Origin of the sequence: Archangium sp. Cb G35 (assembly GCF_001896145.1) — a bacterium.
Classification (GTDB): Bacteria; Myxococcota; Myxococcia; order Myxococcales; family Myxococcaceae; genus Archangium; species Archangium violaceum.
In genome coordinates this window covers 476,360-493,453 of record NZ_MPOI01000013.1, presented here as the reverse complement: position 1 = coordinate 493,453, position 17,094 = coordinate 476,360, and the positions used below count along the sequence as shown (strand labels likewise).

Here is a 17,094-nt window from a genome sequence, read left to right as displayed (position 1 = left end):
CGGCCCGCCCGAGCGCTGCTACGGCCTGCTCCTCGGGTCCGCCGGATCGCTCCCGGCGTCCCGCTCGTCCCCGTCCAGGAAGCCGTCCCCGTCCCGGTCGATGCCCATCCGCTCGCCCGCGCCCGGGGGCGTGCAGGTGTACGTCAGCTCCAGCCCACCGAGGATCGCCAGCTGCCGCAGCGCCGCCTCCGGCACCGCCGGGAGCCTCCTCCGGTCCGGCACGAACCTGCCCGAGCCGGCGTAGAAGAAGCCCTGCTCGCGCTGATTCAGCGATGTCTTGGCGATCAGCTCGCACTCCCCCGCGTTCGCGCGGGCCAGGAGGAGATTCAACCGGGGGTTCACCGCCGCGGCGTTGGCGCGGGTGAGCGTCACCTGCTGGCCCACGATGGGCGCCAGGTTGCTGTCGAAGGCGAGCATGAAGCTCTCGAGCTTGCGGCGCATGGCATCACCCTCGGCGTTGGCCGGGAGGCCCGTGACGTTGTCCGGCCCCTGCGTGAAGGCCATGACGCGGTTGAAGCGGAACATGGTGTCCACGCTGCCGTCATGGATGAAGCCAAAGCCTCGCACCTGGTCACCCATGAACTCGTTGTCGCCCGGGTTGAAGATGGGCGTCTGCGGCATGCCGAACATGCCGACCTTCTGGTACATGTTGCGCAGGTGCGGCACCTTGAGCACCTGGGCCGCGAAGGGGAACGCGCTCCGGCCGTCCGCTCCGAAGAAGCCGGGAATCTTCGCGCCCGGGTTCGCGCCGGGCTTGATGACGTGGCACGACTCGCACGTGATGTGGAAGACGATGTTGGAGGGCACGTCGAAGAAGAAGCCGCGTGCTTCCCGCTGCTCGGGCGTCAGGGAATTGTCGAGCGCGCGGACGGGGTTGGGCGGATACATCACCTGCAGCATGAAGTCCGTGAAGGCCTGCATGTCGGCCTCGGGGATGGGCGCGTGGCGCCCGAGCAGATCCTCGAACGCGCCGTTGAACTTCTTGAATGCGGCCTCTTCGTTGAAGGAGCCGCTGTCCGGCTGGGCGCTGGGCTCGTCGTTGCCGCCGGTGCGGTCGCCGCGCCAGTGCATGGGCCCGTGGTTGGCCATGCCGCGCAGGCTCTGGGTGGCCATGGGCCCCTTCAGGGGATGGAAGTCGGGGTTGATGATGGGGCTGCCCACGAAGGGGCCGGGGTTGGTCTCCACGCCGTTGTCCGGGTTGCCCAGGTCCCATGCCAGGCTGTCGAAGTCACCGAAGACGTGGCACGTCGCGCACGACGAGTCACCGTGGCTGGAGCTGAAGGACGCGTCGTACAGGAAGCGCCGCCCCTTCACGATGCTCGCCGGCTCGGGGTTGTACATTCCCACGTGGCCGATCTCCGCGCGACGGCGGGTGTCGACCACCGAGATGGAGTTGTCGAACCGCGTCATCACATACAAGCGGCCGTGGCGCTCATCGAGCACCAGCCCCGTGGGGCCACCGCCGGTGAGCCGGATGTGGTGGGCAGCGTTGGGGACGAAGGTGTCGTTCTCCAGTTCCGCCGTGTTGAAGATGCCGACCTTGTTGGAGCCCAGCGCGGCGACGAAGAGCGTCCTGCCATCGCCGGAGACCACCATTCCCGTGGGCAGGGCCAGGCTCTTCTTGTTCTCGTCGTTCGGGAGGGGCGCGCAGCAGGCATCGTAGTTGATGTGCTTGTTGAGGTGGCGCGGCGTGACGCCGGCGCGGCTCAGCACGGTGATGCGGTTCTCGTGGAAGCGCCCCTTCACCGAGTGGCCCGAGAATTCGCCATTGCCCTCGAAGCGCTTCTCGTTGAAGGCCTCCGTGTTGGAGACGTAGACCTTCCCGCTCACCGGGTTGACGGCCATGTTGTAGAGGATGGTGCCCACCCCGGCGAAGAAGCCGGACGGGCCCGGGAGCTGCGCCGGGGGGTTGGCCATCGCGTCGATGACGAAGACATCCTTGTCCGGCAGCGAGAACCGCACGGAGTTGTCCCAGATGCGCTCCAGCTCATCCACCCAGTGGGCCCCGTTGTATTTGACGATGAGCCCCACCTCGGGCTGCGGCCGCCCGTCCACGCTGGTGTTGGGCGCGGGCAGACCGCCATTCGCCTGACCCCCATCCGGCACGAGGATATGGGAGAGCGTCGTCGTCCGGTTGCCGGAGTGGAAGCCGGCGGCGTAGACGCGCGAGCCATCCGGTGTCACCGCCAGCGAGCGGGGCGTATCGCTGAAGAGCGTCAGGATGGTGCTCGGCATGCCGCTGGCCGGGCTCGCGTTGAATACCCAGACATCGGCACGGCCGATACCGGGCGTGGTGAGCTGGGGATCGTACGGGACGTTCTGGCCACGGTGCGCCGTGGTGATGAAGGCGCGGCTCCGGCCCGGCCCCGCGAAGACGATGTCTCGCGGCTCGTCACCCACGAGCAGGGTGCGGGTGACGCGCCCGGCGTTTCCATTGCCGCTCAGCTCGACGACGCTCACGCTGTCCGAGAGGTGGTTCACCACCCAGACCTCGGTGTTGCTGCGCGCCGCCACGGCGACGGGCTCCAGCCCGACGGGCACCGAGGCGCGGTGCGTCAGGCCACCGCCATGGACGCGGAAGATCTCCAGCCGGTTGTCCGGGGTGTTGACGGCGAAGAGCAGCTTTCCGTCCGGTGACAGCTCCAGGGGACGCACCTGTCCACTCTCGAAGAGGGCGAACGAGGACTCCGCATGCGCGAGGCCCGCCGTGAAGAGACAGACGGCCATGGCCGCGGCGGAAAACCAGGAAGCCACTGGGAAATACGTTGCGTGATGCCGTTCCATCAGGATCACCTGCACGAATGTGAGTGAATGGAGGTCCAACCCACCCGTGGAACGGGCCCCCCCTCACCGTGCAGTGAATCACTATTTCAACATTTGAACCATGTGAGGAAAAGCCCCTACGCGACCTTGGAGTCCGCCCCCGTGGAGGGGAACTTGAAGGTGGCGGTGGCGCCCAATCCCAGCCCCTCGCTTTCCAGCGTCAGCTTGCCGCCCATGAGCTGCGCCGCGAGCGCGCTGGAGTGCAAGCCGATGCCATGGCCTTCCTTGCGGGTGGTGAACCCCTGGGTGAAGAGCCGCCCGTGCACCTCGGGGGCGATGCCCCTGCCATTGTCGATGACCTGGAAGAACACCCACTCCCCTTCCGCATACAGCCGGACGTGGAGCAGGCGTTCCCCCGGGAGCACCTGCTCCATGGCCTGCCGGGCGTTGCTGATGAGGTTGAGGAGGATCTGCAGCAGCCGGTGCCTGTCCACCTTCATCCTGGGCAGCGGCGCCAGCTCCTTCGTCACCCGTACGCTCCACTGTTGCAGGACGCCCGCCTGCAGACGCAGGACCTCTTCCATCACCTCGGCCAGGTCGCACTCCTCCACCAGCAGCGTGGCCTTCGCGTAGGCCTGCTGCATCTGGATGATGGTGCGCACCCGATCGACGTTCTTCGCCAGATCCTCCATGCCCCGCTGCAGGGAGACACGCTCCTGGGTCAGCTCGCCCGCGAGGCCGGAGAGGTAGGTGAACAGCTGGAGACCGCGGGGATCCTTCGTCAGGAAACCCGCGAGGTCGTCGCGGTGCTGAGACAGGAGGCCGACCACCTGCTCGACACGGCCCATGCGCGAGGCCTCGACCGTGCGGCGCAGGGCATCGCTGTCCACCACGAGGCTCGTCAGGGCGTTGCCCACGTCATGCAGCACGCTGGAGGCGACCTCGGCCTTGCCCACCATGCGCGCCGTCTCCACCAGGTTCGCCTGGGCCAGCTTCAGCTCGCGCGTGCGCTCCTCCACGCGGGACTCCAACTCCTCGTTGGCCTGGCGCAGGGCGGTCTCGGCCTGCCGCACCTCGGAGTAGAGCCGCGCGTTCTCCATGGAGATGGAGGCCTGGGAGGCCAGGTGCTGCAACAAGGTGATGCGGCTGGGATTGAAGGCCTCGGCCGTGAGGGCGTTCTCCAGGTACAGCACGCCGTAGAACACCTCCCCCCGATTCAATGGCAGACACAGCACGGAGCCGGCCTGGCTGGAGGTGCCGGCCGGGCTGGAGGAAAAGGCGTGGGGTTGGGAGGCGTCCTCGAGGAGCACATGCTCCCCGGTGCGCCGCACATAGGTGATCAACGTCCAGGGCAGCCGCCAGGAAGCCTGCTCCGGGGACACCGCGCGCACCTCGCCCTCGAAGGACTCCACCTGCGCCGCCACCGTCAACGTCTCGCCTTGCAGCAGCAGGAGGGCGCCCCGCTGGGCTCCCGCGTTCTCCATCGCCACGCGCATGAGGGTGCCCACCAGCCGCTCCAGGTCCATCTCACTGGAGAGCGCCTGCTGCGCCTTGACGAGGCTGAGCGCGTCCAACAGCTTGGAGCCCGTGTCATAGCTGGTGGTGCCCTGGCCACTCAGGACGAGCCGGGAGATGTCCGGCCACTGCTCGTCCAGGTGCCGTACTTTTCCCTCGGCGCCCCACTGGAGATAGGCGTCGCGCGCCTGGCGGGCATAGGCCAGGGCGATGAGAGAGATTCCCGCATCCTTCCAGAAGCGCGAGGCCAGCTCGCTCGCCACGGCGACATCGTGGATGAGGCCATGCTCGCGGGCGGCGTCGATGGCCTCCTCGTAGCCGCGCAGGGCCAGCTCGAGTCTGCCGTGCAGGCGGTGCAGCTCCGCCGCCACCATCCGCTCGGCCGCCCGGAACGTCTCCGGACAGCTCGTGGCCCACTCCTCCAATTGCCGCCGGTGCTGTTGGATGTCCTTGAGGTATTGCTCCCGCAGCGGCGGCGCGGCGTCCCGGCAGCACGCCGCCAGCGTCAGGGCCCTGTAGAGGTGATGGTCCAGCAGTTGGATGCGGCCGAGCACCGCCCAGAGCAGCCCCTGGGCCTTGTCCGCCGCCTGGCGCGCCTCCTCGTAGGCACCCGCCATGAAGCGGGAGCGCGTCTTGATGACGGGATACGAGCACTTCAGCGGGGCCATGCCGGAGAGCAGCAGGCGCTCGATCTCCTCCTCCTGGAATCCCTCCCCGTTCAGGGTGCCGAAGGACTCGGTGAGCCCCCGCATCTGCCGCGAGAAGGCCCCGAGCAGCCCGGTGATGTTCGACGCGTCCCGGAAACCGGCCCTGCGCGCGAATTCGGCATGCGTGACGGCCTCGCGCTCCACCTCGGCCAGCTCGGCGCCCATGGAGAGCTGGAGCCAGGCGATGAAGATGCAGCAGTAACCGGCGATCTGCAGGTCCCCCGACAGGAGCGCCTGCTGGAAGGCCTTCTGGTAGAGCTCCTTCGCCTCCCGCAGCGGCCGGACCCAGAGACTCACGTGTCCCTGGGTGAAGAGGACCCGGGCCCGGTAGGCGGAGATGTCGTTGCGCTCGACGAACTCACACGCCAGCCTGCCAAAGGCATATCCCCGATGGGGGTCCTTGAAGAGGCAGCTCGTCACGAAGCCATACCAGACATAGGCGGAAGCGGACTCGTCGGTGCTGCCATGGCGTAGCGTCAGCGCCACCATGTGGCACAGGTGCAGGGCCAGGAGCGTCTCGCTGGTGAAGAAGGCCGGCGCGAACAGGGCCCCGAGCAGCCCCATCACCGTCTTCACCTCCGGGTCCGTCATGTGGGGCAGCTCGACGAGGCCCTCGATGGAGCGGCCGCCCAGCAGCGACTCCACCTCCTGCCTGGCGGCGTTGACCTCGTCCCAGGTGGGCCGCGCGGGGATGCGGAGCCCGAAGCGCTCCAGACACTCCAGCAGACAGACGGCGGCGGCCTCGGGCTGATTGGAGATGAGGAGGATGTTGCTCTCGAGCCGGTAGACCGCCGCCAGCTCCTGGTGCGAGAGCGGCCTCGCGCGAAGCTCCGAGACGATGCGGCGGGCCTCGGGGCCATTGCCGCACAGCAGCTCGCTGCTGGCCTGTCCCAGGCGCAGCTTGAAGGCCAGCTCGGGCGCCGTCTCCCACAGGTCCCCGGGCATCAGGCGCAGGGCCATGGCGAAGTAGCCGATGGCCGAGCGGTGGGCGGAGGAGGACTGGGCACGGAAGCCCGCCTCGGCATTGAGCCGCGCCAGCCGGGTACGCTCCTCCTCGTCCCCCATCAACTCCACGCCCGCGTTGAGCTGCCCCACCACGTCGAAGAGGCGCTCGCGCAGCTCGCCGGGCGGGAGACGGCCCCACAGCAGCCTGCCAATCTCCAGGTGGACGGCCTTGCGCTCCGGCTCGGCCAGCAGGGCGTAGGCGGCCTGCTGGATGCGATCGTGCAGGAAGCGGTAGTGCTGGGCGCCACTCTGCATCACCAGCTCTTCCTGGAGCGCCGGCTCCAGGCCGAGCTCCACCTCGGAGACGTCCTGCCAGGTGAGGAGGGCCAGCATCTCCAGCGGGAAGGTGTTGCCCACGCACGCGGCCAGACAGAGCAGACGCTGGACCGGAGCGGGCAGTTTGCGCAACCGGCCGGCCATGAAGTCCACCACGTTGTCCGCGTAGGCCATGGCCCGCACGGCGTCCGCGTTCCAGAGCCAGCCGCCTCGCGGCACCCGCTCCACCAGCCCATCCTGATAGAGCGTCTGCAGGAACTGGAGGAGGAAGAAGGGGTTGCCTCCCGTCCTGGCCTGGAGGAGCTCCGACAGCGGCTCGAGCACCTCCTGGCCCGCGCCGGGCAGGGCATCCGCCACCAGTTGGCGCGTCTGCCCGGGCGAGAGCGGCCCCAGCTGAAGGTCCGAGAACCGGGCGCCCTCCTTGCGCGCCTCCTCCAGCACCAGCGCCAGCGGATGCGAGGGGCCCACCTCGTTGTCCCGGTATGCGCCAATCAGCAGCAGGGGCGGCGTGTCCGGGTGGGTGACCAGGAACTTCAGCAGTTGGAGGCTGGCGAAGTCCGCCCACTGCAGGTCGTCCAGGAAGAGCACCAGCGGCCGCCCCGAGGAGGCGAACACCCCGAGGAAGCGCTGGAAGAGGCGGTTGAAGCGGTTGCGCGTCTCGGCGGGTGGCAACTGCGGCGCGGCGGGTTGCTTGCCCACCACCATCTCCAGCTGGGGCACCACGTCCACCAGCACCTGGCCGTTGCCCTCGAAGGCCTCCGCCAACCGCTGACGCCAGGCCGCCACCTCCTCGTCACTGCCCGCCAGCACCTGCTGCACGAGCGCCCGCGTGGCCTGGGCCAGCGTGTCGTAGGGCACGTCGCGTTGCAGCGCGTTGAACTTGCCGCGAAGGAAGAAGCCCCGGCGCTCCAGCACGGGCCTGTGCAGCTCCTGGACGATGGAGGACTTGCCGATGCCCGAGTAACCCCGCACCAGCACCCACCCGGGCCGTCCATCCCGCACCACGTTCTCGAAGGCCCCCAGCAGCGTCCGCACCTCCGCTTCGCGGCCGTAGAGCTGTTGCGGAAGCTGGAAGCGGGCGGGGAAGTCCTGGAGGCCGAGCGGGAAGTCCTCGCTCACGCCCCGCCGCAACGCCTCCTGGCACCGCTCCAGGTCCGCCTTCAGTCCCTCGGCGCTCTGGTAGCGCTCGTCCGCGGCCTTGGCCAGCAGCTTGAGCACCACCGCCGAGAGCATGGCCGGAATCGTGGACACCCACTGGCTCGGGGACACGGGCGTCTGGGAGATGTGCGCGTGGAGCCACTCCAGGGGATCCTTCCCCCGGAAGGGCAGGCGCCCCGTGAGGAGCTGGTAGAGCGTCACTCCCAACGAATAGAAGTCCGTGCGGTAGTCCACCGCCCGGTTGATGCGCCCCGACTGCTCCGGGGACATGTACGGCAGCGTGCCTTCCACGAGGGAGACGGTGGAGCCCTCCACGTGCTCCACCTGTCGCAACGAGGCGAGGCCGAAGTCGATGAGCCACACCTCCCCTCCCGGTGACAGGAGGATGTTGGCGGGTTTGATGTCCTTGTGGATGACGCCGCGGCGGTGCATCTCCGCCAGCGTGGCGGCCAGGGGAATCGCGATGGAGAAGAAAGCGGAGAGCTCCAGGGGCTGACCCAGCTGCTCCGAGAGGGCCTTTCCCCCCACGTCCTCCAGCAGCAACACCGGCCGCTCCCGGAGCACCTCACAGCCCCGGGCGGCGAGCACCCCGGGCGTCCCCCGCAGGCGCTGCAACACGTCGTACTCACGCTGGTAGCGCGCACGCTCGCGGGGGCCGAGGTGCTCGTTGCGCGGAGTCTTGACGATGACGGGTACCGCGTCAGCCTCGCGCAACGCCTGGAACAGCAGGCTGCTGCTCGTCATCTGGAAGAGGCCGAGGAGCTTGTACCCGGGGATATCCATCATGGTGGTGCGGCGGGTTTTTAACACCTCGACTGAACCGCCCAAAGACGGACCCACCCGCCGTCGCTCGCTCGACAGCGCATGGCCTACTCAGTGTAGGAGTACATCCCCCCGCACCGTATGGCTTCAGCCTACGGGGAAGTCCCTAGCCGGCGCGCTCGCGGGCCTCCTGCTCGCGATCGAAATCCACGAGGGCCTGGATGATGCGCTCGCGGGAGTCGGTGAGCAGCAGGTAGCGCGCGTAGTCATGGCCCCGGGCGAGGTGCTCCAGGACCGGGTAGACGGGCCGCGTGCGCGTCCAGAAGTCCTGGCCCAGGAAGATCATCGGGCTGATGACTCCCACGGTGTTGTAGTGGTTCTGGCAGGCGTCCTGGAAGATCTCCTGGATGGTGCCGGCACTGCCCGGGGAGTAGACGACGCCGCCCCTGGCGATGGTGAGCAGACCATCCTCGCGCACGCTGTTGGCGAAGTACTTGGCGATGTGCGTGGCGAAGGGATTGGGCGGCTCGTGGCCGTAGTGCCAGGTGGGAATGCCCAGGCTCTCGCTGACGACACGGTCCGCGTCCCGGAGGGGCCAGGTGGCGCGCACCTCGAAGGCACGCGAGAGCCACTCGCGGTCCTTGTAGCTCGGGGCCTTGGCGAGGAGCTCGAGGGCGGCGGACAGCTCGGCGTCGGTGCGCCGGGCGAACCAGGCGCCCACGTGCGTGGCCTCCATGGCGCCCGGGCCGCCGCCGCTCACCAGGAAGAAGCCGAGGCGCGCCAGCTCACGGGCCAGCTCCACGACCGCTCGGTAGTCTGGCTGGCCCCGGAGCATGGAGTGGCCGCCCATGATGGCCACCACCCTGCGCGGCCGGCCCTGGCTGTGCTGCGCGAGCACCTCCTCCATGGCATCGGTGATGGCATGGTCGTGGAGCCGCTGCGCCAGCGTCTCCAGCAGCGAGGGGGAGTTGGCCGCGCCGCGCGAGTTCCAGTGGGCATAGATGCGGGCGTCCGGTGTGTCGGCGTAGCTCTCGGGATGCGTGGGGTCGAAACCGGCGTACAGCTCCTCGGGAGAGTAGAGGCCGCCCCGGTAGGGCGAGTAGGGCAGCCCCGAGAAGGGCGGGAAGACCATGGCCCCGTGGGCAATCACGGCCTGCAGCGCCTGCGTCTCGAGCTGGCAGCCCAGGAAGACGGTGCCCGTGAGGTCCGCGCCCAGCAGCACCCGTGACTGTTTTGTCAGGTCCAGCCCTTGAAGGATGACGTTGGCGAGGCTCTTGCCGCCCGACAGGTGCTGCTCGAATGCCACCAGGGTTTCAATCTCGACCACGAGGAACTCCCGAAGATGAAGGGGGACTCGAAGATAGCAAGTCCGAGCTTCTGGCAGACTCGAACCATGCCGAGAATGCTCTCCGTCTGGGTTCCGCTCGCCCTGGTGCTCACACTCGCCTGCGCGACAGTCCCGCGCCCCGCTCCACCCGTCGCCAGGCAACAGCCCCACGCCATCACCCTGCACGGTGACACGCGCCAGGATGAGTACGACTGGCTGCGCGAGAAGGACAACCCCGAGGTGCACGCCCACCTCGAGGCCGAGTCGGCCCATGCCCGGGCCTTCATGCAACCCACCGCGGACCTCCAGGAGCGGCTCTACCAGGAGATGCTCGGGCGCATCCAGCAGACGGATGCCAGCGTCCCCTACTCCAAGGACGGCTACCTCTATTACTCGCGCTCCGAGCAGGGAAAGTCCTATGCCATCCACTGCCGCAGGCATGCCAGCCCCGGCAGCCCCGAGGAGGTGCTGCTCGATCTCAACGTGATCGCCGAGGGGCACCGCTACTTCAAGCTCAAGGAGTTCCAGGTCAGTGACGATGGCCAGCGGCTGGCCTTCTCCGTCGATACCAGCGGAGCGCGTGATTACACGCTCTACATCAAGGACCTACGCTCCGGCGCGCTCCTGCCCGAGCGGCGCGAGCACGTCGATGACGTGGCCTGGGCCGCCGACAACCGCACCCTCCTCTACACCACCGAGAATGCCGCGAAGCGCTCCCACCAGCTCTGGCGCCATGTACTCGGCGAGGAGCGGGACGCCCTCGTCCACGAGGACACCGATGAGCGATTCAACGTGTACCTGTGGCGCTCGCGCTCGCGCGAATACTTCATCATCCTGAGCCGCAGCCGCGACACGAGCGAGGTGCGGGTGCTGCCCGCCCATGCCCCCGATGCCCCGCCACGCGTGGTGGCGCCTCGCGAGCAGGGCCACAAATACTCCGTGGACCACCGGGGCGGGCTCTTCTACATCCGCACCAACGCCGGAGCCCCCAACTACCGGCTCGTCACCGCCCCGGTGGACGCTCCCGGGCCAGAGAACTGGAAGGAGTTCCTGCCCCACCGCGACGCGGTGATGGTCGTACAGTTGGAGGTCTTCTCCAGCCACCTCGTCACCCGCGAGCGCGAGGGAGGCCTGGAGCACCTGACGGTGACCGACCTCGCCTCGGGGGAGCGCCACCGGGTGGCCATGCCCGAGCAGGTGTACGAGGTGGAGTTCGCCCAGAACGAGGAATGGAACACCCGGAGCCTGCGCTTCCGCTACGAGTCCCCCATCACGCCGGCCTCGACCTTCGACTACGACATGGCGACGCGCGAGCGGGTGCTCCTCAAGCAGGAGACGGTCCTCGGAGGGTACGAGCCCTCGCGCTACACCACCGAGCGCCTGCACGTGACGGCGGCGGACGGCACGGGCATCCCGGTCAGCCTCGTCTACCGCAAGGATTTGAAGAAGAACGGCAGCGCGCCCATGTACCTCAAGGGCTACGGCGCCTACGGAGCCACGCCCTCCCTGGGCTTCTTCGCCAATGACCTGTCCATGCTCGACCGGGGAATGGTGGTGGCCACCGCCCACGTGCGCGGTGGCGGGGAGTTGGGCGAGGCCTGGCACGACGGTGGCCGCCTGCACCGGAAGATGAACACCTTCACCGACTTCATCTCGGTGGCCGAGGCGCTCATCGCCCGGGGCTACACCTCGAAGGAGCGGCTGGCCATCTGGGGCGGCAGTGCCGGGGGGTTGCTGGTGGGGGCCGTGCTCAACCTGCGCCCGGACCTCTTCCGGGTGGCCCTCGTGCACGCACCCTTCGTGGACGTGCTCACCACGATGCTCGACCCGTCACTGCCGCTCACCGTCCCCGAGTACGAGGAGTGGGGCAACCCCACGCTACCCGAGGACTACGCGTACATCCGGCAGTACTGCCCCTATACCAACGTGAAGGCACAGCCCTACCCGGCGCTTCTGGTGATGGCGGCGCTGAACGACAGCCAGGTGATGTACTGGGGGCCCGCCAAATGGGTGGCCCGGCTGCGGGCCCACAAGACGGACTCCCATCCCGTGCTCCTCCAGATGGACATGGCCGCGGGACACACGGGAGCCTCCAGCCGCTACGACCAGCTGCGTGAGACGGCCTTCACCTTCGCCTTCGTCTTCACACAGCTGGGACTGGAGCGCTGACGGCTTCCAGCAGCTACTGCTCAGCCCACCTGAGCGGATAGAGGGCTCGATGATTCACGCGTTCCTGACACACCGCCAGGTGATACTTGCCGCCGATGGTGATGAAGGCATGCCTGGTGGAGAAAGGAGTATTCGCGAGCCATGACTCCGCATCTTCCTTCGTATTGAATGCGGCCACGGGTGGGGGCAGTCCCTCCTCCAGATGACTTCCGATGAACTCCTCAAGGGTTGGAATCGGAAGAAAGCCAGGCTCCCTCCGCTCGCGGCTCCGCTTGACGGAGTAGTACTGATTCCCGATCAGCACCCTGGCGCCATAAGGTGGGACAGGTTGCTCGTCCAGCCATGTCTCCGCTTCGGAATCCGTTTTGAAAGCAGCGATGACGGGCGGGAGGGTGTCGGCCTCCCAGTAACGAAGATACTCTTCGAGGCCCTTCTTCTGGCCGGAACTCTCGATGAACGAGAGTGCATCCATGACCGCGAGGAGAATCTCCTTCTCCTCGGTGGAGGAGGACTCCCTTCGGATGCGTTCGAGGAGTTCTAGGACCTGAACGAACAAAGGAGCAGGTGGATGGACGGAGGGTCTGCTCGTGCGGAATTCGTCGAAGCGATAGAGCTGGCCGGTGAAGTAGACGAAGGCAACCGCGCCATTCGCAACATCGAGGAGCTCGCGCTCCTCCTCGGACGGACTGTCCTCCTGATACCTGCCGAGCAGCGGCATCGCGTCGCCCGGGAAGTATTCGATGATCATGGGATGGACTCCTCGAAATCAAACGCCGAGGGAGCATCGGAGGATGCGACGAGGAGGATGGGCGCGAGGATGATGACGCTTCCGCCAGAGAAGGCCACGGCGAAAGCCACTCCAGCGATGACGACAACGGAACCGGCCAGAAGTTCCGCCCTGTGGCGCTTCACCCAGTCGACGGCGGCATCAATGGAAACGAACCTGTGAACGCTTGCTCCCTTGCGTTTGGCTTCATCCCAACAAGCGTTCCGCTGTGCGGCGCATGTGTCACCGCAGTATCTGACCTTCCCCTGCTTCTCGCCGTACTGGTCGATGTAATGCTCCCAGTCTGGGGGAATTGAGCTCCTCATGCACAACTCCCAGCACTTGTCATAAACAGCCTGACATTTATCGCCCGTCACGCTGTTGCCAGCACGTCGGCCCGCGAGCACGACCATGCCGTCGAGGTCAGCGCTGCTCGCCGCACTCGAGTATTCTGGCAGCTCAAAACTGGATGCTGGCCTCCAGGAATGCGTCACCTGCCCGTCAGGTGCCTCCTGGATGACGAGTACGTATCTGGCCAGAGCCTCAGGGCCCACGGGCCCTGGGTTCATGGGCCGGGTCACACTGCAAGAGACAAGGAGAAGGCTGAGGCTCGATGCGACGAGCCTCTGATGTGCTGTGACCTGGGTGCTCATGTGGAGTAGCCGCCCGTCATCGGCGTGGAGGCCACTACCACGGCCGGGTAACACCGGCCACCGCTTTCCCCCGGACGGATTTACGGTCCGGATTGAGGGCCGAAGGACTCGGCGCCGCGAGGCTGTCGTCCGTAGGCCTCGCCCGGATTCAGCGGCGCCAGCCAGAGCAGGTCGATGGCCGACTTCCCATCCTCCGCGAAGAGGGACACCTCGGGCCGCTGTGGATCCATCGTCGCACCCAGGTGCCCCGTCCCCGGAGCCCCCTGGCGGAAGGTGACGGCCTGTCCAGGCGCGACGGTGAGCGCGGGCAGCGTCCACTGTCCGGGCACCCGCGTGAAGCCCGAGAGGTACAGGCCCCCCACGGACACCGGCGCGGAGCCCCGGTTGTAGAGCTGCACCCAGAAGGCACCCGACGCGTCCCGGCCCACCCGGTCGATGACCAGCGCACCACTCCCGAGCGACTCGATGTCATGGATGTGCTGGAGCAGCCACTTGCGGCGCTCACGCACGAAACGGTGGAGGTGTTCGGAGCTGCGCGCGACGTGGGGAGGACTGACGTACGGGTCCACCGTCTTGCCGTCCGGCCCGGGCACGATGAACGGAGCGAGCAGCGTGTGCATGGCGTCCACGCGTGGACCGATGTTCTCCTCGGTGAACCACGTGTCGAGCAGCTTGCGCAGCCGCTCCACGTACCGGGCCCGCAACCCCGGATCATCGTAGATGCGCGTGGAGAGCGTGCTCCAGGCCGGCTTCATGTCCTGCATGTCCGGGAAGGTCCGGCGGAAATCGGCCAGCTCGTACACGTGCGGATCATAGGCGGTGAAGCTGAAGAGCGGATGATCCTCCTTCACTCCCTGGCGCTCGGGGTTGGTGCGGTTGTAGAGCGACAGCGCGTTGTTCAGGTCCCACGGCACGTACGTCCACTTCCCCATCTCGCGGTCGTAGATGAGATAGCTGCGCGAGTCGCCCTGCAGGTCGTTATTGATGAACGTCTCCAGCGCCAGCCAGGTGAGGTAGTCCTCCAGCTCCAGCCGCTCCTGGGCGAAGGCCGCGAAGCGGTGCGGCGGCGTGCGGTTGATGCCCTCGAGGAAGCTCCACAGCCGGTCCCACGGCTCCTTCTCGTTCGTCTTCTTGTCCCAGCGCTCCTGGTACTGCTCCTGCGGCGGCGGGCGCATCTCGCAGTCGTGCATGCCGCAGCGGTAGAGGTCCCCGTCGTCATCGAAGTCGTGGGCCTCGAGGAAGTCCTTGTTGATGGACTCCAGCTCGGTGAAGACGCCCTCGTACTTCGTGATGACGCGCCCATCGCCCTGGACGAGGTGCAGCGTCACGTGGACGTAGCGCGCCCGAGGCACACGCAAGCCCACGCTCGCCGCCAGGTCGTACCAGAGCTTCTCGGTGAGGTAGCCGCCGTCCTTCCACGTCGCCAGCAGCTCGATGTTCTTCTTCCCCTCGAAGCGCGCCTCCTTCTGCTCGAAACGCACGTCCCAGGACTTCTTCACGACGCGCGCGTCCGTCTTCGTGGAGCGCCCACGGAAGCTCAGCAACGCCGGGTACTCGCGGCCCTCGTGGGTGAAGCGGCCCTCCACCTGGAACTTCTGTGACGGAGGATCCGGAATGCGAGCCCACAGGGCATCATAGTCCCGCTGCGACAACGTCAGCTCATAGGTGGAGATGGACGTCTGCAGCGCCGGCCACCGGGGCTTCGTGGGAGAGGGCCTCGAGCCCGTCTGGCTCCCCCCGTCCGGAGTGCCCGCGTCCGGTGGAGTCCCGGCATCCGGCGTTCCCGCATCCGGTGGAGTGCCCGCATCGGGGCGGCCCGCGTCCGGCACCCCGGCGTCGGGCTGTCCGGCGTCGGGCTGCCCGGTATCATCGATGATGCCGGTGGGGTCCTTGCGCGCGTCAGTTGAGGGCTCGGTCGAGCCACAGGCGCCCAGAAGGAAGAGAAGTCCGGTGAGCAGCGCGATTCTCATGCGCTCCACCCCAGAGCAAGTGATGCGCCAGGGCAGAAGTCCTGTCCGCGACAGGAATCAGGGCCCCCCGCGGGTGGGACCTGGGAAGTGGACTACCCAGGGCGGGTGGAGCGCAGGCCCTGGAGAGCACTCACGGAGACGCGGAGTGACGCGCCGGTTCCCTCGCCTCCATGCGCATGCGCTGGATGAGCGATTGGTAGTACCGGTGCAGCGAGACGTTGAGCGGATCCACGCGGAGCGCCTCGGCGTAGCGCGCCAATGCGCCATCGAGCACGTTCTGCGCCTCCAGGAGGATTCCCTCATCGAAGATCGCACGCGCGCGGGACTCGGCGTCCGGACGAGCCGCGAGGAAGGCCTGGCGCAGACGCTCCACGGCATTCAGTTGCACTCCGGCGGCGATGCAGCGGGCTACGCCGTAGAAGTTGCCTCGCGAGGCATCGAAGCGTGCGCGGGCCAGGGGCTCGCCGAGCGTCTTCCGGGCGGTGTCCACCTTCTCCCGGAGGGCCGCGAGCGCCTGGCGCTGTCCGGCCGGCAGGGGCCGCTGCCAGAAGGGCTCCAGCCGGCGCTCGGCCTGGACCACGCGCCGCATCACCTCGGCGAAGTCCGCATGCGGGTGGACGGCCAGCAGGGTGTACGGATCCTGGCTGCACGTGGCGGCACGCGACAACAGTTGGGCGAGCTCCGGATCCGGCGTGGGCTCCGCGGGAGGCGGGGCCAGCGCCTGGGCGATCAGCCGGCGCACGTCGTCCGAGGGCGCGGAGAACTGGAGGATGTAGCCCTGGCGGCCGCCCCAGGTGCGCGCCTCCTCCGCGGGAAGCAGGCGCACCACGTCGCAGGCGCAGGCGAGCACCCAGCCATTGAGCGAGAGCTCCACCTCGATGCGAGCCCCGAGCCGCGGCAGCGGCCCGTCACAGGCGATGCGCAGCCCCTCCTGGCTCACGTCGTTCACGAACACCGGATGAAGCCCCCCGCCCTCGGGGTCCTCGACCCGCACGTGGAAGGCGGGCGGAGCCAGACAGCCGAAGGCGGGCCGCCGCATGGCCTCGCGCAGGGCGGAGCGGAAGGCGCGGGCGGTGGTGAAGCGCTCGTCCGGACGCAGGGACATGGCCTGCATCAACACCGCGGACAGCGCCGGCGGCACGCGCGACTCGAGGATGTGCGGCGGCAACGGCTTCGTGGGCTTGTGGACGAGGAGCATCTCGCCCATGCGCCCACCACCGCCGAAGGGCAACCGTCCGGTGAGCAGCCGGTAGCCCAGCACCGCGAGCGCGTACAGGTCCGCGCGGCCATCCGGCTCGGCGCGCACCCACAGCTCGGGCGCGAGGTAGCCCGGGCTGCCCACGACCATGCCCGCGGCGAGCTCTTCCTCGGAGAAGGCGGCGGCCAGGGTGGCGGACATGCCGAAGTCGAGCAGCTTCACGCGCCGCTCACCATCGCGGCCGGTGGTGAGGATGAGGTTCTCCGGCTTGACGTCGCGGTGGACGACACCGGACGCGTGCGCGGCCTCCAGGCCCTCGAGCACCTGCGAGAGGAGGAACACGACCTCGGCGGAGGGCAGCGGCAGCGGCAGTTGCGACAGGGCCGTGCCATTGACGTACTCCATGAGGAGGCAGTGGTGGCCGTTGGGCGCCTGGCGCACGTCGAGCACCCGGGCCACGTTCGGATGGATGATGTGCTGGGCGGAGCGGGCCTCCGCGTAGAAGCGGGCGAGCACCGCGGGATTGCTGGCCAGGTGCGGGTGAAGCACCTTCAGCGCGAAGTGCGCACCGCTGGAGGGGTGTTCTGCGAGGAACACGGTCCCGAGCGCCCCGGTGCCCAACTTGCGCACGAGGACGAGGGGCCCGTAGCCCATCCCGGACAGCGCCTCGCCGTCACTCGGAGGACCCTCGGGCCGGATGCATGAAACAGTCGTTGGATGATCATTGAAGCAGTGGTTGCAACCCATCGCCGCCCCCCAGCGGCGCTCGCCTGAACGGCTGCGCCTCCTGGAGTGTTGCAACCTGCATGCACCCTTGATTCGTCA

General features: G+C 67.9%; 8 protein-coding genes. 1 reads left to right on the top strand and 7 read right to left on the bottom strand.

The window, feature by feature from the left end; all coding sequences use genetic code 11:
* Positions 1-18: 18 nt before the first annotated feature.
* The 3 genes from BO221_RS36720 to BO221_RS36710 all read right to left on the bottom strand — a co-directional run bounded on the left by BO221_RS36720 (position 19) and on the right by BO221_RS36710 (position 9,513).
* On the bottom strand, positions 19-2,727 hold the full coding sequence (locus tag BO221_RS36720; RefSeq protein ID WP_143195897.1) for a hypothetical protein: 2,709 nt from the start codon (positions 2,725-2,727) through the stop codon (positions 19-21).
* A gap of 173 nt (positions 2,728-2,900) precedes the next feature.
* Positions 2,901-8,210 (bottom strand): ATP-binding sensor histidine kinase, encoded by a 5,310-nt coding sequence (locus BO221_RS36715; protein WP_073565490.1) that lies wholly within the window; start codon positions 8,208-8,210, stop codon positions 2,901-2,903.
* Between the two features lie 142 nt (positions 8,211-8,352).
* Positions 8,353-9,513 (bottom strand): LOG family protein, encoded by a 1,161-nt coding sequence (locus BO221_RS36710; protein ID WP_073565489.1) that lies wholly within the window; start codon positions 9,511-9,513, stop codon positions 8,353-8,355.
* A gap of 66 nt (positions 9,514-9,579) precedes the next feature.
* Between BO221_RS36710 and BO221_RS36705 the strand changes: the two genes are divergently transcribed.
* Complete coding sequence (locus BO221_RS36705; protein ID WP_198956258.1) at positions 9,580-11,682, top strand: S9 family peptidase; 2,103 nt, start codon at positions 9,580-9,582, stop codon at positions 11,680-11,682.
* A gap of 13 nt (positions 11,683-11,695) precedes the next feature.
* Here the strand turns inward: BO221_RS36705 and BO221_RS36700 are convergent, their stop codons facing one another.
* The 4 genes from BO221_RS36700 to BO221_RS36685 form a co-directional block, all read right to left on the bottom strand.
* Positions 11,696-12,430, bottom strand: coding sequence for a hypothetical protein (locus tag BO221_RS36700; protein ID WP_083681920.1), 735 nt, complete (start codon positions 12,428-12,430; stop codon positions 11,696-11,698).
* On the bottom strand, positions 12,427-13,101 hold the full coding sequence (locus BO221_RS56620; RefSeq protein WP_233166414.1) for a hypothetical protein: 675 nt from the start codon (positions 13,099-13,101) through the stop codon (positions 12,427-12,429). The genes BO221_RS36700 and BO221_RS56620 overlap by 4 nt, the downstream gene beginning before the upstream one ends.
* An 80-nt stretch (positions 13,102-13,181) precedes the next feature.
* On the bottom strand, positions 13,182-15,071 hold the full coding sequence (locus BO221_RS36690; RefSeq protein ID WP_073565487.1) for a CotH kinase family protein: 1,890 nt from the start codon (positions 15,069-15,071) through the stop codon (positions 13,182-13,184).
* Between the two features lie 130 nt (positions 15,072-15,201).
* Complete coding sequence (locus BO221_RS36685) at positions 15,202-16,923, bottom strand: serine/threonine-protein kinase (RefSeq protein WP_233166413.1); 1,722 nt, start codon at positions 16,921-16,923, stop codon at positions 15,202-15,204.
* Positions 16,924-17,094: the final 171 nt, after the last annotated feature.

Excerpts from the sequence above, each read along its gene's own strand:
- BO221_RS36715 (WP_073565490.1), bottom strand. The coding sequence starts at position 8,210 with ATGATGGATATCCCCGGGTACAAGCTCCTCGGCCTCTTCCAGATGACG.
- BO221_RS36705 (WP_198956258.1), top strand. The coding sequence starts at position 9,580 with ATGCCGAGAATGCTCTCCGTCTGGGTTCCGCTCGCCCTGGTGCTCACA.
- BO221_RS36720 (WP_143195897.1), bottom strand. The coding sequence starts at position 2,727 with ATGGCCGTCTGTCTCTTCACGGCGGGCCTCGCGCATGCGGAGTCCTCG.
- BO221_RS36690 (WP_073565487.1), bottom strand. The coding sequence starts at position 15,071 with ATGAGAATCGCGCTGCTCACCGGACTTCTCTTCCTTCTGGGCGCCTGT.
- BO221_RS36700 (WP_083681920.1), bottom strand. The coding sequence starts at position 12,430 with ATGATCATCGAATACTTCCCGGGCGACGCGATGCCGCTGCTCGGCAGG.
- BO221_RS56620 (WP_233166414.1), bottom strand. The coding sequence starts at position 13,101 with ATGAGCACCCAGGTCACAGCACATCAGAGGCTCGTCGCATCGAGCCTC.
- BO221_RS36685 (WP_233166413.1), bottom strand. The coding sequence starts at position 16,923 with ATGGGCTACGGGCCCCTCGTCCTCGTGCGCAAGTTGGGCACCGGGGCG.